The following is an 18,634-nucleotide window of genomic DNA, read 5'->3' on the forward strand; positions in this document are numbered from 1 at the left end:
GCTGGCGTAGCTGGTCAGCCCCCGCTTCGGCCCGGTACGCAGGTGGCGGGTGTCGTCCGGTCGGTCGAGGGCTGCCACGGTGCCGTGGGTTGCTGGTACTTCCGGGCTGTACGGCGACCAGGCCGAGACCGAGCTCAAGCAGGGCGATGGCGGGCGATGGCGGCCCGATCCTCGTGCACGGCAGCGCCACCCTCGCGCAGGGCCTTGCCGCCGTCCGCTTGGTCGACCGCTACCACCTGCTGGTCTTCCCGGTCATCGTCGGCAGCGGAAAGCGGCTCCTCGCCACCGAGGGCGCCGACAAGCAGAAGCTGGCGCTGGTCGAGCACGCCACGTATGCCACGGCGTCCAGATGAAGGTGTACGACGTCGTCCGCTGAGGTCCTGCACGGTAGGCCGCTCCCGTCGGGGCGGGCTACCGTCGCCTGGGTCGACGAGAGGTCGCGGTGCTGTGGCCCTTCGGGGGAAGACAGCGTGACGGTCAGCGCCGCATCCGTAGCCCGGCGGCCAGGGCACCCCGCATGTCGACGTACCGGGTGATCTGCTGCTGGACGCGGGCCAGGTCGGTTCGGCGCTCCTCTGGCGTCCGGACGTCGTTTCCCGCGCTGGCCAGGTCGACCACCCGGGCCGCCGGCTGGTACTGCATCCAGGTCGCGTGCACCTCGACGCTGCTCACCTCCCATCGGCCCGACGCCGTACGGGTGAAGGTGAACTCTGGCACCGCCGCCTGCTGGGTGCTCTCCTCAGAGCCGTACGTGGTCAAGTTGCCCAGCCCGTACGCCACCCACTTCGTGCCGATCTTTTCAAACGGCTGTACCACGTGTACGTGGTGGCCCACGATGAGGTCGATGTCGGGTGAGGCGAGGAGATCCCGGGCGAGCTGGAGCTGGTCGTCGTTCGGCTTGTTCTGGTACTCCGTGCCCCAGTGCATCGACAGGATGACAATCCTTGCACCCTGGTCGCGGGCCCGCCGTGCCTCGGCCAGGATGGCGTTGCGGTCGGTGAGGTTCGCCACCCAGTCCTGGCCGGCAGGCCGAGGGATGCCGTTGAAACCGAAGGTGTACGACAACTGGGCCACCTTCACCCCGGCCACGTCGAGGATGTTGGGCCGCGCTGCCTCCTGCGCGCTGCGCGCGGTCCCGGCATGGCGTAATCCGACCCGGTCCAGCCTGTCCAGGGTGCGGCGGATACCCGGTAGACCCGTGTCGAGGGAGTGGTTGGACGCTGTCGAGCAGGTGTCGAAACCAGCCCATGCTGCGGCATCGGCCAGTTCGGGGGGCACGCTGAAGATCGGGTAACCGGTGAACGGGCCGGACGGCTCCGCCAGTGGGGTCTCCATGTGGCAGATCGCCAGGTCGGCCCGGCTCACCACCGGCCGTACCGCGGCCAGGACCTGGGTGAAATCGTGGCCGACGCGTCCGGCGGCGCGGGCGTCGGTCGCGGCTTGGGCCGTCAACTCGGGATGTACCAAGAGGTCACCGGCGGCGACGACGGTGATCTGGGTTTTCGGCGCAGGCGACTGGCTGGCGGTCGAAGCTCGCCCGGGCGGCTTGGTGTCCGCACGGCCGGGTGGGCCGCCACAGGCGGCCACGAGTACGACCGACAGAAGCAGGCCAGACGACATCCTCCTCATATGAACTATCTTCGCGTCACCGATCGAGGCCGGGGCGAGCAATCGCAAGCTCTGCAACCCTCAGGTGACAAACCGGTCGGGTCACGGTTGTAGAAGGCGATCCACCGGAACACGTCGCGGCGGGCGTCGGCCTCGGTTGCCCACCGTCGGCGGTCGACGTCAACAACCAAGCGGCTCGGCCGACCTGGGCCGCCAGGTACGCGGCAACCCGGATCTTCCAGGTGTCGTGCCGGCGTCAACGCCACGTCGGAACAGTGACACCCCGTTGATTTCTCCGACTACACGGGGTCACGATGGTGCGCACAGTCGGGGTGTCAGCTGAGCAGAGGGGGCCCCGATGCAACCCACCGGGCCTCGCGCGATGGCCGGAGCCGTGCCACCGCCGCCACAGATTTCGCTCCTCGGCGGATTCAGCCTGACGATAGCCGACTCACCCGTTTTCGTACCGACTCACGCGTGTCGGGTGCTCGCCTTCCTGTCGCTGGACCGGATTGGCCGGCCGGACTGCGCCCGCAATGTGCTCGCCGAGCGGCTCTGGTCGGAGGTCGCCGCCAAACGGGCGCACGCCAGCCTGCGAACGGCGCTCTGGCGGATCCGGCAGGCGCACCCAGAGCTGATCCGTGCGGCGCGCGACCGGGTGCGGCTCGATGAAACGGTCGAGGTCGACGTGCATCGCACCCAGGCCCAGGCGACGCGCTTGCTGTCCGACGATCCGGAGCTGCGACCGGCTGATACCCAGATAACGCCATTGGTTGGCGACCTGCTGCCCGGCTGGGACGAAGACTGGCTGCTGCTCGAACGGGAACGAATCCGCCAACTTCAGGTGCATGCGCTCGAGGCGCTCTCGCGCCGCCTGCGCAAGCTCGGCCGCTACTCGCAGGCAATCGATGTCGCATTCGCGGTCATCGCGGCCGAGCCGCTGCGCGAATCCGGGCACACGGCGTTGATCGACACCTATCTCGCGGAAGGCAACGTTGCCCAGGCGCACCAGCAGCTCGACTGGTACGCGAGTCTATTGTGGCGCGAGCTCGGCCTCGACCCATCGCCTGCGTTGCTCGACCGTATGGGCGTCCATGCGCACCGGGGCGCAGACGCGGATCAAGGCGACAAGCGGCAGCCCGCCCAGACGTTCCCGCACGTCCTCAGGCGCCGTCACGAACGCCTTGAGCTGGTTGACGGCCTGGGTGCGGGCCTTGACCGCACCGCGGCGAGCAGCCCGCAGTACCCGGACGGCCTCCACCGCGCCCGCACGGGACTTCGGTGAGCCGGTCGCGGACCCGTTGAGCACTGCACCGGCAGCGTACGCATCAAGAGGATCGGACTTGCCCTTCATCCGGCGCGCGCTGCGATCAGGTTGATTACCTCGATGACCACCACGACCACGCCGTGCAGGTACCTGGCCAGGCCAGCTCCGTAGGATCCAGTGCCCTCGATGCCGGCACGCACGACCTCGCCATGCCGGCGGGCCCACGCCACCAGACGCCGAACGAGGCGACCGAGGCGGCGTTCGCCGCGATCGCCGGTGAGCCGTTGCGGGAGTCGGCGAATGCCGCCCTGATCAAGATCTTCCTCGCCGAACGCAATGTGGCCCAGGCGCGCCACCAACTCGAGCGTTACGCGGCCCTGATGTGGTCGGAGTTCCGGATTCGGCCGTCGGCGGGGCGGACGAACCGGTCGCGGCAGCGGCCGGTGCCCTTGCCCGCGGGTGACGACGAAATCGACGGGCGGCTGACGCGGCGTTGACGCTGGCGGGGACGCGGCCTCCGTATGGTCCGGCCGGATGGTTCAGGAGGCGCTGATGAACGGGCACTCGAACGTGGTCTACCCCGAGGCGCCAGCAGCCGAGGCGTCGTCGTCGCCATTCACTGGCGGCGTGCGGCCGATGGATGCTCGCGTGAGTTCCGAAGCTGCCGATTCCGGGTACGGCGAGCAGGACCTGGTGGGACTGCTGTCGAGCCCATTCTCCGAGGGGCTGCTCGACGGCGGCGAGTCGGAGTCGGACGCGGCCTTCGCCGCGCTGGTGGGTGAGCTGACCGACGAGGGCTTCGACGAGGCTGTGCAGGACCTCGTCGACGAGGCCGCCGGCCTGCACCTGGCGTCGGCCGGCACCTGGTCAACCGAGGCGACCGAGCACCTGGCGACGGGCGAGGTGCAGAACTGGATGGCGGGAGTCGCCGCCGAAGCCGACCGCCTGCTGGAACACGTCGAACAGCACTTCGCAGCCAGGACGCCGGAATCTCTGACCGACGGCGAGATCGGCGGAGCGCTCACCGAGGCCCTAGTCGCCGAGGGCCGGCCGGGCCTCGATGGTGAGAACTTCATCCCCGCCCTCGCCCGGAAGGCGGGCTCGCTGCTCAGAGGCGTGGCCACGCTGGCCAAGCGTGGCGTCGCGTTCGCCGGCCGCTTCCTGGTCGGGCCGCTGGTCGGGGCGCTCCGGCGAATCGTCCCGACGATGCTGAAGTGGGTCCTCAGCAAGGCCCTGAACCGGCTGCCCCAAAACCTGCGCAATGACGCAGCCGCGCTGGCCGCCAAGCTCGGGATCACCCTTCCGTCCACCCAATCGGCGCCGGCCGCATTGCCAACACCGACGCCGGCCGCCGAACCAGCACCGGCGGAGCCGACCACCGGTGCCGCGCTCGCCGAGCTGTTCGACGCCCACCTCGCCAACACGGTACTCACGGGCAACCATTCGATGGCCGACCGGTTGATGGCCGAAGCGGAGGCCGACGCCGACGAGGACGGCCCCTCCGCGGTGGCCGGCCTGGACGCCGCACGCGCCACCCTCGCCGACCAACTCGCCGAGGCCGAACCGGGCTCGGTGCTCACCACCGAGGTGGAGCAGTTCATTCCCGCCGTGATGGCTGCCCTTCCTCTGATCCGCGCCGGCATCGGCGCAATCGGCAGGGACAAGGTCGTCGGGCTGATCGCCAGGCCGTTGGCCGAGCTGATGAAGGGCCACGTCGGCGCGCAGGCCGCCAAAGCGCTGTCCCGCGCCATCGCCGACAAGGGACTGGCACTGCTCCGCCTGGAGGCGGAGTCCTCGACGGGCGGGCAGCTCGGCGTGGAGGCGCTGGTGTCGATGCTGGAGGACACCATCCGGGCCGTCGGCCAGCTGCCGCCGGAGTCGCTGGCAGAGCCGCTACGGGTGCGGGCGGAGCTGCAGGAGGCGTTCGCTGCGGCGGCCGCGCGGCACCTGCCCGCCGAGCTGCTCCGTGCCGACCTCGACGCGAACGAGATCGACGGCGAATCGGCGGTGTGGGTGCTGATGCCACGTGGCCCCGGCCGCCGCTACCGGTACCGGAAGTGCTCACGGATCTTCCCGGTTCGGATCAGCCGCAACGTCGCTCGGGCCATCGTGCTCTCCGACGGCGGCACACTGGAGCAACGCTTCCTCGACGAGGGAGCCGCCGGCTGGCCGGCCCAAGCGGAGGTCCACGTCTACGAGGCGCTGCCCGGCACCCATCTCGGCCACCTGGCCGCGTCCGAGGGTCAGGTCGACCCGAGCGAGTTCGAAGATCTCACGCCGAACACCGCCGCGCTGCTGCTCAACCAGCCCGGTCTCGGGCGTCCCGCGTACGGCGGCGTCGGCCGCCGCTACTACCGGGTGGTGCCCGGCCGCGGCGGGCGGCACCGGCGCCGGTTCAAACGAGCGGTCGTGCTGCTCGTGCTGACCGGTCCCCGCCCTGTGCTACGGGTGCACCTGCGCCTCAGCGAGCGCGCCGCCCACCGGGTCACGGAGCTGCTGGCACAGAACGCCGACGTCCGGCTGGTGGCCGCTTTCCGGTCGCTCATCCTCGGCATCGCACAGCAACCGCTGCCCGGGCGGATCGCACGCCAGGCGGAACGCACGCCGGGCGCGGCGCTCACCGCCGCGCAGGCAAGGGCGCTGGCCGCTGGCGTTGGGGAGCGGATGGTGGCCGCAATCTCCGCGCAGCTGCGGTCCCTGGCGCCAACCCTGGCCGCTGCCGCGCGGGACGCTGCCGAGGGCGTGACGCTCACCTTCGAATTCGGGTTCGCCGACCGGGCCGCGTTAGCCGCCGGCAGGCCAGACGCCCCCACCGTCACCGTCCGCCCGGGTCGGCATCGTGACTGACTCCACCGATCAGCTGGCGGCCGAGCTCGCGCACTGGCGATACGCCGTGGACGCGATGGCCGACCTCGACGTCGTCGCCTCCCCGGCCGCCTGGGACGGGTTGGAGCAGTACTTGCGGGTGCAGGTGCGGGATCGGCTGGCCGCCATCGTCGCCGGGCTACGGCTCGAGGCGGCCCAGCTTGAAGCAGCAGCCGGTAGCCAAGCCAATTTGCCCGACCTGCGGGATCGCGTCCTGCGGCTACGGCGCAGGTACTTCCGGGCGGAGACGATCCTGGGTTTCTACGGCGATGCCATCGCCACCCGAAGCAACCCCGGGCTGGCCGCGTTGCTCCGCGGCTTCGACACCCTCGCCTCCGACGGCCTGGAGGCGTTGCTTCGGCCACTCGGCATCGACAGCCCGCCGGTGCTCTGCTACCTCGACCAAGGCCGCGGCGCCGCCATCCTGCGCGCCGGCGTGCGACTGTGGGATCAGGCCAACCCGTCGCCCGCCGCGGCGATCAAGCTCACCTGGCACTCACTGCCGCATCCAACGGCACTGTTCCACGAGACCGGCCACCAGTTCGCCCACCTCACCGGGTGGACCGCAGAGCTGGCGGACGCGCTGGCCTCGGTGCTGGTCGGCAGGTCGACCGAACTGGCCGCCCTGTGGCGAAGTTGGGCCAGCGAGGTCGCCGCCGACGTGCACGCCTTCGCGCTGTGCGGCTGGTCGCCGGTGCCGGCGCTGGCCAATGTGGTCGACGGTCCGACCGACGCGGTGCTGCGGATCATCCCCGGTGATCCGCACCCGTTCCCCCTGGTCAGGGTGCTGTTCAACGCCGCCCTCTGCCGGGTGTGGTTCGGGGCGGGACCGTGGGACGCCACGGCCCGCACCTGGGCCGAGCGGCACCTGAGCGGGCGGCACGGCTCCGACGGGGCCCGGCTGGCCCGGCTCAGCATCGCCGCGCTCGGCGACCTGGTCGACGCCTGCACCCGACAGCCGATGCAGGCCCTCGGCGGCCGTCCGTTCTCCACTGTGGCCGATCCCCGCCGAGTGGCGCCAGCGGCCCTCGCGGAGCTGGCCCGCCGGGCCGGGCCGTCGCTGCTGACGTCCAGCTACCTGGCCCGCAAGGAGCCAGTACGGATCCTCGCCTGGCTCGCCGGTCGGGCGCTGGACGACCCAAGGAACGCGCCTTTCCACTGGCGCACCCTCCGCGGGTGGGTCGCCACCCTCGGCGGGCTGCAACAACCTGCCACCCCACCCGTGCTCACGCGCGCCACCGTGGTCTGAACAACAGAAAGAGGGAGCCACCATGGCCACAACGAAACCGACCGGGGACCCGGCCCCCTCGGCGGTCGCCCTCGACGCCGACCTCGCCGCTCGCCTGGTCGCCGCGCTCGAGACGATCGGTTCCGCGATCACACGAGACGAGGTGAACGATGCGCGGGCACTGTCGCTGCTCGCCCACCTCACCGGCAGGGACGGCTACGGCGGTGGGCCGGCACCGGACCCCGTCCGATCCCGGGCCGCGCGGGACTACGAGGTCCTGCGCGGGCTGCTCGGGCGGGCCGGAGCCCCCCGCGGGCTGAACATGCGCCGCTCCGAGAACGACATCGTCGTCGACGACCCGCTGCCGGTGTCGTCGGCCTACGCGATCGTCGAAAGCCCGGGCACCCTGTCGTCCGGCCCGGTCACCGAGCGCGTCGACGCGGATCCGGCGGCCAACCGCCTGAGCCTGGACAGGATCACTCAGGCCATGCCGATCTCCCGCGTCGAGGTCTTCGACTGCGAGGACACGTTTCTCGCGTTCGGCCCGTCCCTCGCGGCGTTCACCGACTAATCCGGAGGGTGGACCATGTACCGCTACCTCGCCAACAAGTTCGCGTCGCCCCCCGACCTCTTCCTCGTCCACCCGCTGCAGCTGAGCCGGTGGCTGGAGACCGCGTGGGCGGCTGCGCCGAACGTTCCGGTGATCGGCAACACCCCCAGGCTGGCCCAGCTCGGCAGCACGACGGTGATCGCCGACTTCGACATGCCGGAAACCCTGCTGCGGACGCTGGAACCCGGCGTCGACCTCGCCCGGCCGGGCGACTACACGCCCCCTGGCCGGCAGAACAGCCCATTGCTGTCGGATCACCTCATGTACGCCTACCTCATCGAAAGCACCGGCATCTGGGAGATTATCGCCAAGATCCTGAGCCGCATCATGCGCGGTGAGACGCTGGGGCGGCTGCGGCCGGAGACTCTGCAGTGGGCGAGGGCCATGGAGGAGCTGCTCTTCCGCGCCCAGCCGAACTTCTCGATCGCCGCGATCGAGAGCAGACTGCGAAGCGACATCCGCTGCCAGCGGCGCAACGCCTACTGGCGGATGTTCGCCTTCGACCTGCCCCACCCGATGCCCTCGTCCTGCGGGTGCGCCGGCGGGGCGTCGACACCCTGCTGGAAGGTCGACGTCGGCAACGGCGTCAACACCGCCTTCGGTGGCCGCCTGAACGAGCTGTTCACCCAGGTCTGGACCGGCTACGAGAACAAGGTCAACCAGGTCGGCGCCAACGCCACCGACGCCCAGTACGTCGGCCTGCTGGCCGAGGCCATCGACGACATGCTGGGCAACCGCCGGCAGGGCGGCCTGCTAGCCAGGGAGGAGCAGACCTTCGTCGCCGGCTTGAGCCTGTGCCACCTCACCGTCGAGTACGACACGCCGGTCGTGCAGGACCTGCAAGCCACCGCCACCAGCCCGGCCGAACGGTTGGCCAAGCTCGGCGAGCGGGTCGGCATGACGCCGGCGCCGCGCTCCCGGGAGCTGTTCGAGCTGGCCGAACCGATGTCCTCGCTGCTGTGGGGAATCGAGTTGGGCCTGTTCAACCCCGGCGGCGCGCCGGAGTCGCTCTACCTGCCGAACGTGCCTAACGGCCCACCGACCACGCTCAACATCGAGGTCAACCGGATCATCGACCTCTGGCAGTCGGCCACCGGGACCCGGATCAAGACGACGACGTCCTACGTCCCGGGCGCACCTGCGGCCCCGCGACCGCCGGCTCAGCCGCTGCGGGTGCCCACCCCTGCTCCCGGCCCGGCGGCGCCCGCGCTGGCCGCGGCATCCACCAACGGCCACCGGACCTGAGGCGGCGAGATGAGCGACACCTGGTTGTCAGACGCCAGCCTGGCGGAGTCCCCGTTCCCCTCCGAGGTCGACGCGACGTCCACGGAAGTGGAGATCCTGCCGCCGTCGTGGCCCGGGCACGAGCTCTACCACGAGGCCATGGAGGACAACGGGGGCCTGTTCGAGTCGCCGTTCGGGCATGCGCAGGCCGAACCGGAGACTCCGGACGTCTCGACCGGCGGCGGCCGGCTCGCCCTGCCGGCCGGCAGCACGAGCCCAGACGTGGTCCTGCAGTGGAACGCGATGGCCAAGCCGACGCGGATCGACATTGTCGTGCACTTCCACGGCGACAACACGACGGCCCGAAAGTTGCATGTGGTCAACGACGTCCTGCCGATCAGCGGTCTCGACTTCACCGACCCGGACAACCCCGCAGTGGCCGGTCGGCGCCGCCCGACCCTGACGATCCTGCCCGGGGGAAAATTCGTCGGAGGTTCCAAGTTCCGCTTCCCAACCCTGGTCGCCCCGGGTGGGCTGGACAAGTTCATCGACGACTGCCTACGGGAGTTCAGCAGTACTACCGGGATCGCCGCCAAGCGCGGCCGGCTGATCCTCACCGCGCACTCCGGAGGCGGGTACACGATCGAGCAGATCCTCGCCTCCAACGACCCCGACGAAATCCACTACTTCGACGCCTTTTATCCGCCGCCGAACAATCTGGTCCAATGGATCCGGCGCCACGTCGACCGCGACAGGAACACCTCGGCGCCCTTCCAACGCTCCGGTGCGTTCCGGGCCATCCAGCACGACCCAGACAACAAGGCCCACATGCAGCGTGCGCAGGCAGCGCTGTGCCGGGCGTTGGCCGGCGACTCCGGACTGGGCGGGCGGTACCGCATCGAGTCCACCTCGACCAAACACTGCGCCATTCCGCGCCGGTACGGGTGGCGGCTGCTGGCCGAATCCGACGCCAGCCTCCCCGGCACGACGTTGGTCACTTGCCGATCATCGCGCCGATCGACCGAGGCCGAGAGCGACTCGCTCTGGGCCAGCGAAGCAGCCCCGGAGTTCCTCGACGAGGACGACTCGTGGGACAGCGAAGCAGCCCCGGAGTTCCTCGACGAGGACGACTCCGAGCTCTTTACCGACCCGGAGTTCGCATCGGAGTTCGAATCGCTGGACGAGCCGGCGAATGCGTTCGAGGCCGAGGAGCTGTTCGAAGCCGAGGAATTCGCCCGCCACGCGCTGTACGAGGCGATCACCGACGAGGATGCCGACCTCGGGGAGGACGGCGGTGGCCAGGAGCTCGAGGCGGTACCGGCCGGTTCCCGCCCGCCGATCCGGCGGACGTCGCAGCTGCGGACGGCCTGGCGCGACTACGAATGCGCGCAGCCCAAGATGCGCACGCTTCGGCTGTTCGGATGGAACACCCCGGTCAACCCGGAAACCGTGGACGCATGGCGGGCACTCGAGCACGCTCTGGTCGCTGCCGGCTACCAGGCCCATCGAGCGTGGGTGTACAACTGCCGCGACATCGGCGGCCAGCAGACCCGGTCGCTGCACGCCTACGGGCTCGCGATCGACATCGACCATGCCCGGCCGACCTGCAACGTCAACCGGGCCACACCCGACGGACGGGCGGTCCGGTTCTCCTCGGCGGCCACCAAGGAGGACCGGTGCCGAGACGTCCGTCAGGGAAGGGCCGACACCAGTTTCACACCCGCTCAGGTCGCAGCCGTCGAGGCCATCCGAACGGTCGACGGTCACCAGGTGTTCGCATGGGGCGGTCGGTGGCGGTCCACCAAGGACACCATGCATTTCCAGATCAACGTCACGCCCGCAGAACTCGCCAGGGGCATCCGCACGGAGCCGGACTCCAGCGCCGCCGAACTCGAAGCGTTCGAGGATGAGGCCGCCGCAGTCGAGTATCAGGCGGGCGGGTCCGCAGAGCCGAGCGGCAATATCGCCGTCTCGACCGGTGAGTTTGGCAAGGCGTTGAAAGCTTACGCACGGCTAACGGGGGTACCAGACTCGGTAATACGGTTGCTCAAACAGTCGACGACCTACAAATCCATCGTCAAAGTTCTCGACGAGAAATACATTGCTGGAGTTGTCGGCTCCGAGGTAAACAAGTTCCAGAACGGTGACGGCGTCTTCACTGCAGGCACCCACCAGGGCCGACGCCGAGTATACGTCTTAGAGTCCCTCCACGGCTCGCAGTTCTCTCCTTTCGGTAGTCCGGACAACTATCTCGCCGGTGACATAATATTCATTGAGCGGCCTGATGGCACCGGTGATCCGACCCAGCAGGTATCGCTGCAGGCAAAAGGGCAGTGGCTGGAGAGCATCGCGCACGAATCCATACATGCGGCTCGCCTTGTGCAGGGCAGACGCCGGGCTGGAGCCACCCCGACGGCGCGTATCACCGCGGGGATCGACGACGAGATCGCCACCCGCAAGATGGAGCGGCAGATCGTCGATGAGTTACGCGGCAAGTTCAAGGAATTCGCCAAGTTCCAGCCCACCACCGGCTCGTTCGAACGCTCGAGTGTCGAACGCGACTTCTTCCCCGGCGAACAACGGCGGACCTACCTGGAGCACTTCGTACTGGCCGAGCTCCTCAACTCGGGCAGGCAGCAGCTCTCGCAGTCGCAGATAGCGGCTTACCAGGAGTTGGTGCCGAAGATATCTCTGGGCGCACCTCCGTTCAAGGGTTTCCTGACCGCAATGCCCCAGTTCACCGATCCTCGCAGGGGTCGGACGGCGCTGTTCAGGCTGATGTATCCCAACATCCTCCTTGCGCTACGGGTCGTCGATGCGCGCTGGCGATCAGTGTCCAACCTCGACCCACAAGATGACGCCGATGACGCTACGCTCGAGAATGTGCGCCTGGAGCACGCCAAGGCATTCTTTGCTGGACTGGCCTCCTATACCAGACGCCCTCCTAAGGCGCCCGGTTCGGCACAACCTCGGCCCTGACATCCCGGATCGGCACCCGACCACGGCGCCGGCAACGATCACGAGGCTTTGAGTTGCTGCTCCACGGGCCCTGAGCTGCCGGGAACGTCCTCGCCTCGACTGACTGAAGTATCCGGCGTGCGTACTCTCCACGGTCACTGCCGCAGCTCACGCCACCATCGCCGAGTGCGACGCGAAGCTCGCGCGGCACCAGGCGGCCCTCGACGCCGGGGCGGACCCCGCGGTGGTCACCGGCTGGATAGCCCAGACGCAGGCCGAACGGGCACGAGCCGAAGCCGATCTTCACACGACACAGCTGGCGGGACCACGCCAGGATGAACCGAACAGAGATCGCGAACGGTTTTCGGCACCCGCAATGTCCGAACCTTTTCACCACCGGTTCAGCGCGGCGGCCAACTGGGCCAGGGCGATATGGGCGGCGTCGAACAGGGCCAGTTTCCGCGGGAAGTTGTGGATGAGTCCCTGGTACCGGGTAGCGGTGACGGGAACGCCGGCCGCCAGCAGCCTGGCCGCGTACCGTTCACCCTCGGCGGACAACAGGTCGAGCTCGGCGGTGATGACCACGGCGGGGGGCAGGCCGGTGAGGTCGGCCCGCAGTGGGTCCAGATCCGGCTGGGTACGGTCCACGCCGGGTGGGGCGAACGCGTCCCAGAAAAACAGCATCTCCTCCCGGTCCAGGCCGTACTCGTCCAGGGCCGGATAGTCGGCCGCAGGGTCAATGACCGGGCAGATGAGGATCTGCCCGGCAAGACGGATCCCCGCATCCCGGGCGCGCCGAGCGGTCACCGCCGCAAGGTGCCCTCCCGCGGAGTCACCGGCCACCGCTATCCGGCCCGGGTCGAGGCCGTGCCGAGTCGCCCCGGGCCCGCGCAGCCAGGTGAGCGCGCGCGCCACGTCGTCCATCGCGGCCGGGTAAGGATGCTCGGGGGCGAGCCGGTAGTCCACGGAGAGCACGGCCCAGCCGGACGCGGCCGCCAGGTGCCGGCACAGCCCGTCGTGGGTGGCCACGCTGCCCATCACCCAGCCCCCGCCGTGCGCATAGAGGACCACCGGCATCGCGTCGTGATCGCCGTCGCGGTAGAGGCGGGCGGGTACGCCGCCGGCGTCGACTGTGACCACGGACCGGATCGCCGGTGCGGTGCCCACCTCGGCCGGGGTCGCCTGGACCATGCTGAGCCGTGCCGCCGGCAGGGCCGCCCGGGTGAGCGGGACGCGCTGCTGGACTTGCATCGCCGCCCGCGCCTGCGGGTGCAGCCGGCTGGGATCCACCCGCTCAGTATCGCTTGCTCGGCGGTTGTCAACGTGCCGACGCGGCGGTGACGGATCGGCGGAGAGGCGGCTACGGTGTGGACCGTGGATGAGCTTCTACCGGTGCTGCCGGAGGACTGGGAGCGCTGCCTTGCGGTGGCCGCGCACCCTGACGACATCGAGTACGGCGCGGCCTCGGCGATCGCCCGCTGGACCGCACAGGGCAAGCAGGTCACCTACCTGCTTGCCACCCGGGGTGAGGCAGGAATCGACGCCATGCACCCGGACCAGGCCGCGCCGTTGCGCGAGGAGGAGCAGCGCGCCGGGGCCCGGGAGGTCGGCGTGGACGTCGTGGAGTTCCTCGACCACCGCGACGGGGTCGTCGAGTACGGTCCAGACCTGCGCCGCGACATCGTGCGGGCGATACGCCGGCACCGGCCCGACGTCATCGTCTCGGGCGCCTTCACCGTCCGCATGGTGGGCGGCATCACCAACCAGGCCGACCACCGGGCGGTGGGACTGGCTACGCTGGACGCCGCCCGCGACGCGGGCAACCGGTGGATCTTCCCGGAACTGGTGGGCGAGGGGCTACCGCCCTGGGGCGGCGTGCGCTACGTCTGCTTCGCCGGCGCCGAGCGCCCCACGCACGGCGTGGACGTCGCCGGCGAGCCGCTGCGACGCGGTATCGCCTCGCTAGCCGCGCACGCCGAGTACACCAAGGGCCTGGGCGTGGTCGGCCCCGAACCCGGGCCGTTCCTCACCTGGGCGGCCCGCCAGGGCGGGCCGGCGCTGGGCGTGGAGGCGGCGGTCCTGTTCGACGTGCACACCCTCGCCTTCGAGGGCCCACCACCCTGGCTTTGAGCCCTGCCAGAACTCTCTCCTGTGAGCGTGTCCGGCGACCGCGAGCTGACGCTGCGCCTGTCGGAAAATGGCATCCGCTGATCGCGACATTCGTCCGCCAACTAGTCTGCGACACCTCAGCGCGCTGGTCGTGGCAGATCCGGATGTTCATGACCACAGCTGGGCGCGGTTGGACCTGGATGCTCATCGGCCCAGGTCTTGGTCGACCAAGCGACCTGCGACACCCAGCGGCACACGACCGCCGGGACCTGCTCGCCGTGTCTGCGGGCCACCACGTCCTGCCCAGATCGACGGCGAGGCGGAATGCACCGCGTCAGTTGTCTTCGTCGAGGACCTCGCGCAGCTCGCGCGCGAAGGCCTCGGGTTGGCCGGGGTATCCGAACTCGCCACCGAGGAAGCCGCCGTGGTGGCTGGGGAACACGCTCGGCCGCTGGCCGAGCAGTTCGGCGGTGGCCATTGAGGTGCGTCCGGTGAAGATGCCCGCGGACTCCTTGCCCACGGCGATCACGATGCGTGTCGGCGCCGCGGCCAGCGCGTCCAGGTCGGGACGGTAGCTACTGACCGCCCAGGACCGGTCCGACAGCAGCGGATCATCACGAGAGCCGTCGTCCTCGCTCGGCATCCCGAACTGGCCCGGATCCGGCGCGGGCTGGGCGAAGTAGTCGTCGGTGAACTCGCCTCGCCACGACGTCATGGCGATGAAGGCCGCCATGCCGGCATTCGACCCCTTGGCCTCGTAGGCGTCGCGAACGCCGCCGCGGGCGCGTTCGGCAGCCTCGGCATCGGGCAGCAACGGGATGAGTGGTGGCTCGTGGGCCACCAGGGTGGTCACATCGTGGGGAAAGGCCGCCACCAGCGCCAGCGCGGTCACCGCACCGCCACTGCTGGCGAACATCTCGACCGGTCCAACACCCAGCGCCTCGATAACGGCGTGCACATCGGTGGCCTGGACCGTGGGGGCATGGTCGACCCGGCCGTCCTTGCGGCTGCTGCGGCCAAGGCCGCGTGGGTCATAGGTGACCACGGTGCGGTCGGGGAAATACGACGCCAACGTGGCGAAGCCGCTGGCGTCCATCGGCTGGCCGATCATGAACAGCGGTGGGCGTCCGTCGGCCGTGGGCAGCGGGCCGTGCACGTCGTAGACGATGTCGGCCTCGGCGGTCTCCAGCCTGTGCGTGTTCATCATGACAATGTTGACCCCTCCCCTGGCGAAAACTCACCGGACCCTGCGCCCACGCGCCGGCACCGGGCTGGCACCCCATCCCTCCCCGACACCCGCCGCACCAGCCACGGCCGACAAACCGGCGGCGCAGCGCGAAGCGTCTGGAACGTTACGCCTCAGGCACCCGCTCATCGACCCGTCCGAGCCCGAAACGCGCGATTCGCGGCATGACGGGATGTTTAGTCCGCGGCTAACCTGCCGCTGTTCACGCTCTGGAGGGGTGGGCCGCTGCGCAACACGAACTTCCGGTCGCGGGTGTTCGGGCCGGCGGCGTCGGCCGGGCTGGCTGGGCTGACTCCGCATGACCTGCGGCATACGGTGGCGAGCCTGGCCATGGCGGCGGGTGCCAGCGTCAGGGGGTGCAGCGGATGCGAGGGCACGCCTCGGCGTCGATGACGCTGGACGTGTACGCGGGGCTGTTCGGTGACGACCTGGACGCCGTCGCCAACCGGCTGGACGAGGCGTTCGCGGCGCGGGATGCGGACCATCTGCGGACTGGCACGCCAGGCGGCAGGGTGGTCGACCTCGGGAAACGGCGAAGCCCAGGTCTCTGACCCGGGCTTCTGTACCGAGCCGCCTGACGGGGGCAGCGCTTTGCCTGCCCGGACCCTGACCGTGCCCGGCGGACGCGTCCCCACGTCCGCTGGCGCCTCCGCATGGGGTCGGTCCATCGCATGGGCGCCTCGGCGAAGTGCCTTCTCGTTAGTGCACAGGGATGGCGCGGGGCGCCGCGGGTGGGCAGGACCACGTCGACGGGCCGAGTACCTCCAGGCTGGCTGGCACACTCAACTCGACAGGACAGGGCGGCGCTGAACGCCTGCGGTGGGCGGCAGATCCGGGACGATCCGTCAGTGAACAGCGCGCTACTCGAACGCCTCGTCTGGGCCCGCGATCCGATCAGGATTCGAGAAGCGCCAGGGTGTCGTCGGGCCTAGCCTTCTCCCAGACCCGGCATCACGCCGAGCCTTGAACGGCGGAAAGGGAGCCCGAGAATGTCCGCGAAGAATTCCACGACCGTGTCAGACGGCTTCAGCGCCGAGGAGCGTGCCGCGATGAAGGAGCGCGCCGCCGAGCTGCGCGCCGAGGGCAAGAAGGGCGCCAAGAAGGCCGACGAGCTGCAAGCGGTCCTCGACCGGATCGCGCAGATGGCGCCGGAAGATCGCGCGCTCGCCGAGCGCGTGCACGCGACGGTGACCGCTGCCGCCCCCGAGCTGTCGCCAAAGACCTGGTACGGGATGCCCGCCTACGCGAACCCGGACGGCAAGATCGTCGTCTTCTTCCAGGACTCGGGCAAGTTCAACTACCGGTACTCGACCCTGGGCTTCCAGGACGCGGCCAACCTCGACGACGGGGACCTGTGGCCGGTGTCGTACGCGCTCCAGAAATGGAGCCCCGCGGTAGAGAAGAAGCTCGTCGAGCTGGTGAAGGCTGCAGTCTCCTGACCGTTGCCACGACCGCCGATGATCGTCAATGGGGTCACGACCGCCAGCATGTCACCCGCATACGACGATCCGGGTAGCCGAGTTCCCGCGGGGCGGATGGGGCCGCCCCGCCAGCACGGGGTTTACCTAAAAGTCAGGCATCGCGGGGCCGGCCCAAGTCAGCCGGCGGATCGACGAGGACGCCCGGGTTGAGAATCCAGGACGGGTCGAGCGCGCTCTTGGCGCTGCGCAATGCGAGCGCGACGGGGTCCGGACGCTGCCGGTCGTACCACGGTCGGTGGTCGCGGCCGACGGCGTGGTGGTGGGTGATGGTGCCGCCGGCGGCGAGCAGCGCGTCGGAGACGGCATGCTTGATCTGGTCCCACTGGCCGAGGGTGGCGCCCCAGCGGCCGGTGGCGTACACGCCGAAGTAGGGGGCGGGGCCGTCCGGGTAGACATGGGTGAAGCGGCAGGTGACTACGCCGGTCGCGGCGACGGCGCGGAGCGCGTCGCCGACCGCGTCGAGCACGGCGGTGCGCAAGGCGGGGAATCGGTCCCAGGTGCAGGCGGTCTCGAACGTCTCCACGATCATCGACCGGGCGGCGAGCGCGTCGCGCTGGTACGGCATCCGCAGGAACGCTGACCGCCAGGCGTCGGCGGCGGTGCCCTGCCGTGGGCCGGACGAGTCGTCGCTGCGGGGCGGCTCCGGCAGGGTTCCCCCGTGGTCGCGGCACAGCTCGACTGCGCGGTCCAGCGACGGTGTGACCGGATGGTCGGCGGACTCGAATCCCAGGACGAGCACGCCGCCGGTCGTGGCGGCGCCGGCGTTGAGGAGCGCCTCGGCCGGGTCGAGCAGCCGGCAGTTGCTCGGGTGTAGCGCGGACTGGGCGATGGCCCGAGTGGCCGTGATCGCCTCGTCGTAGTCGGTGAAGTGCACCGAGGCGCCCGCCCGCCAGCGGGGCCGGTCCTGCAGCCGCATCCACGCCTCGGTGATGACGCCGAGCACGCCCTCCGAGCCGAGGAACAGCCGGTCCGGGGACGGCCCGGCGCCGGAGCCGGGCAGCCGGCGCGACTGGCTGGTGCCTGCCGGGGTGATCACCCGCAACGACTCCACCAGGTCGTCGATGTGGGTTAGGACGGTGGCGTAGTGACCGCCGGCGCGGGTGGCTAACCAGCCGCCCAGGGTGGAGAACTCGAACGACTGCGGGAAGTGCCGCAGCGTGAGGTCGTGCCGCCGGAGCTGGTCCTCAAGGGCCGGGCCGAACACGCCGGCCTGGATGCGGGCCGCCCTGCTGGTCGGGTCCACCTCGAGCACCCGGTCGAGGCGTCCGAGGTCGAGACTGACCGCCGCGGGATACGCGTCGTCCAGCCGCGGCTCCACGCCGCCGACCACTGACGAGCCGCCGCCGTAGGGGATCACCGCGATGTCCCGGCCCGCGCACCAGTCCAGCACGTCGACGACGTCCTGCTCCGTCGCTGGCCGGACCACCAGGTCCGGCGGGTCGTGGACGTCCCCGTGCAGGTTGCGGACGACGTCCCGGAACGCCTTGCCGTGGGTATGCGCCGCCCGGTCGGCCGGGTCCGTCGAACACAGCCGGGCGAGTGACGTCGGCGGATCGACCCGCGGCGGGCGCAGGTCGAGTTCGGCCACCGGCGGCGCGACGTGCTCGGTCAGGTCGACGTCGGGCAGCAGGGTACGCACCCGGTCGGCCAACGCCGTCGCCTCCGCGCCGGTCACTGCGTCCTCAACGTGCCCCCAGCCCCACCACGAACGGTGTTTCCCGGCCACGCGGCCTCCCCGCGGTCCACCATCGCCAGATCGACTCGCCGGTAACGTACTCGACGGCCGGCAGCCCCGTCGATGCCGTCGTGGTAGGCGTGGACTGCCTGCGGCCGCGAACCGGTATGGGGCTGGCCTTCCCGACGGTCACTGCCTACCGTGTGCGGTACCGCACGGACCGCGGCCTGGGCGAGGAGCGACCAGCGCGGGCCAGTTAACGATCGACCTGACCCGACTGACCTTCGGCCACGACGACGCTTAGTCGGACATCGCCGGCTGGCTGCTCCGCCAGGGATTCGTGCCAGCCGCGCCGGCACGCGT

At 70.2% G+C, this 18,634-nt stretch carries 15 protein-coding genes; 11 read left to right on the plus strand and 4 right to left on the minus strand.

From position 1 onward, the window contains the following. Positions 1–146 precede the first annotated feature (146 nt). Entirely contained in the window at positions 147–353 is a 207-nt protein-coding gene (locus EV384_RS35595) for a dihydrofolate reductase family protein (RefSeq protein ID WP_207232469.1), read from the plus strand. 124 nt (positions 354–477) lie between these two features. On the opposite strand, the gene EV384_RS26750 is transcribed toward EV384_RS35595, so the two are convergent. Beyond that, positions 478–1,629 (minus strand): CapA family protein, encoded by a 1,152-nt coding sequence (locus tag EV384_RS26750; RefSeq protein WP_130337566.1) that lies wholly within the window; start codon positions 1,627–1,629, stop codon positions 478–480. Positions 1,630–2,092: 463 nt separating this feature from the next. On the opposite strand from EV384_RS26750, the gene EV384_RS26755 reads away from it, so the two are divergent. The 7 genes from EV384_RS26755 to EV384_RS26785 all read left to right on the plus strand — a co-directional run bounded on the left by EV384_RS26755 (position 2,093) and on the right by EV384_RS26785 (position 11,781). Then, entirely contained in the window at positions 2,093–2,893 is an 801-nt protein-coding gene (locus EV384_RS26755; RefSeq protein WP_207232471.1) for an AfsR/SARP family transcriptional regulator, read from the plus strand. Between the two features lie 122 nt (positions 2,894–3,015). Then, positions 3,016–3,372: a hypothetical protein gene (locus EV384_RS26760; RefSeq protein ID WP_130337568.1), complete on the plus strand. Its 357-nt coding sequence runs from the start codon at positions 3,016–3,018 to the stop codon at positions 3,370–3,372. 151 nt (positions 3,373–3,523) lie between these two features. Further along, complete coding sequence (locus tag EV384_RS26765) at positions 3,524–5,722, plus strand: hypothetical protein (RefSeq protein WP_130337570.1); 2,199 nt, start codon at positions 3,524–3,526, stop codon at positions 5,720–5,722. Continuing rightward, entirely contained in the window at positions 5,715–6,989 is a 1,275-nt protein-coding gene (locus tag EV384_RS26770) for a hypothetical protein (protein WP_130337572.1), read from the plus strand. The genes EV384_RS26765 and EV384_RS26770 overlap by 8 nt, the downstream gene beginning before the upstream one ends. Before the next feature lie 22 nt (positions 6,990–7,011). Beyond that, positions 7,012–7,539 (plus strand): hypothetical protein, encoded by a 528-nt coding sequence (locus tag EV384_RS26775; RefSeq protein ID WP_130337574.1) that lies wholly within the window; start codon positions 7,012–7,014, stop codon positions 7,537–7,539. Between the two features lie 15 nt (positions 7,540–7,554). After that, positions 7,555–8,823 (plus strand): hypothetical protein, encoded by a 1,269-nt coding sequence (locus EV384_RS26780; RefSeq protein ID WP_130337576.1) that lies wholly within the window; start codon positions 7,555–7,557, stop codon positions 8,821–8,823. Between the two features lie 9 nt (positions 8,824–8,832). Beyond that, positions 8,833–11,781: a M15 family metallopeptidase gene (locus tag EV384_RS26785; protein ID WP_130337578.1), complete on the plus strand. Its 2,949-nt coding sequence runs from the start codon at positions 8,833–8,835 to the stop codon at positions 11,779–11,781. 369 nt (positions 11,782–12,150) lie between these two features. Here EV384_RS26785 and EV384_RS26790 read toward each other — a convergent pair whose 3' ends face one another. Then, positions 12,151–13,050, minus strand: a complete 900-nt coding sequence (locus tag EV384_RS26790; protein WP_242624309.1) for an alpha/beta hydrolase — start codon at positions 13,048–13,050, stop codon at positions 12,151–12,153. Positions 13,051–13,134: 84 nt separating this feature from the next. On the opposite strand from EV384_RS26790, the gene EV384_RS26795 reads away from it, so the two are divergent. After that, the gene (locus EV384_RS26795) at positions 13,135–13,890 is read left to right on the plus strand and encodes a PIG-L deacetylase family protein (RefSeq protein WP_130337580.1); all 756 of its coding nucleotides are present in this window, start codon (positions 13,135–13,137) and stop codon (positions 13,888–13,890) included. A 313-nt stretch (positions 13,891–14,203) separates the two neighbouring features. On the opposite strand, the gene EV384_RS26800 is transcribed toward EV384_RS26795, so the two are convergent. Beyond that, entirely contained in the window at positions 14,204–15,073 is an 870-nt protein-coding gene (locus EV384_RS26800; RefSeq protein ID WP_130337582.1) for an alpha/beta fold hydrolase, read from the minus strand. Positions 15,074–15,480: 407 nt separating this feature from the next. Here EV384_RS26800 and EV384_RS26805 point away from each other — a divergent pair, with 407 nt between their 5' ends. After that, positions 15,481–15,666, plus strand: a complete 186-nt coding sequence (locus EV384_RS26805; RefSeq protein WP_242624536.1) for a hypothetical protein — start codon at positions 15,481–15,483, stop codon at positions 15,664–15,666. A gap of 438 nt (positions 15,667–16,104) precedes the next feature. Beyond that, complete coding sequence (locus EV384_RS26810; protein ID WP_130337586.1) at positions 16,105–16,554, plus strand: iron chaperone; 450 nt, start codon at positions 16,105–16,107, stop codon at positions 16,552–16,554. 133 nt (positions 16,555–16,687) lie between these two features. Here EV384_RS26810 and EV384_RS26815 read toward each other — a convergent pair whose 3' ends face one another. Next, the gene (locus tag EV384_RS26815; RefSeq protein WP_130337588.1) at positions 16,688–18,322 is read right to left on the minus strand and encodes an FAD-binding oxidoreductase; all 1,635 of its coding nucleotides are present in this window, start codon (positions 18,320–18,322) and stop codon (positions 16,688–16,690) included. Positions 18,323–18,634: the final 312 nt, after the last annotated feature.

The organism is Micromonospora kangleipakensis, assembly GCF_004217615.1.
Classification (GTDB): Bacteria; Actinomycetota; Actinomycetes; order Mycobacteriales; family Micromonosporaceae; genus Micromonospora; species Micromonospora kangleipakensis.

What these genes read in the sequence shown, in the direction of transcription:
- EV384_RS26800 (WP_130337582.1), bottom strand. Translation starts at nt 15,073, where the DNA reads ATGAACACGCACAGGCTGGAGACCGCCGAGGCCGACATCGTCTACGAC.
- EV384_RS26785 (WP_130337578.1), top strand. Translation starts at nt 8,833, where the DNA reads ATGAGCGACACCTGGTTGTCAGACGCCAGCCTGGCGGAGTCCCCGTTC.
- EV384_RS26805 (WP_242624536.1), top strand. Translation starts at nt 15,481, where the DNA reads ATGCGAGGGCACGCCTCGGCGTCGATGACGCTGGACGTGTACGCGGGG.
- EV384_RS26775 (WP_130337574.1), top strand. Translation starts at nt 7,012, where the DNA reads ATGGCCACAACGAAACCGACCGGGGACCCGGCCCCCTCGGCGGTCGCC.
- EV384_RS26750 (WP_130337566.1), bottom strand. Translation starts at nt 1,629, where the DNA reads ATGAGGAGGATGTCGTCTGGCCTGCTTCTGTCGGTCGTACTCGTGGCC.
- EV384_RS26810 (WP_130337586.1), top strand. Translation starts at nt 16,105, where the DNA reads ATGTCCGCGAAGAATTCCACGACCGTGTCAGACGGCTTCAGCGCCGAG.
- EV384_RS26780 (WP_130337576.1), top strand. Translation starts at nt 7,555, where the DNA reads ATGTACCGCTACCTCGCCAACAAGTTCGCGTCGCCCCCCGACCTCTTC.
- EV384_RS35595 (WP_207232469.1), top strand. Translation starts at nt 147, where the DNA reads ATGGCGGGCGATGGCGGCCCGATCCTCGTGCACGGCAGCGCCACCCTC.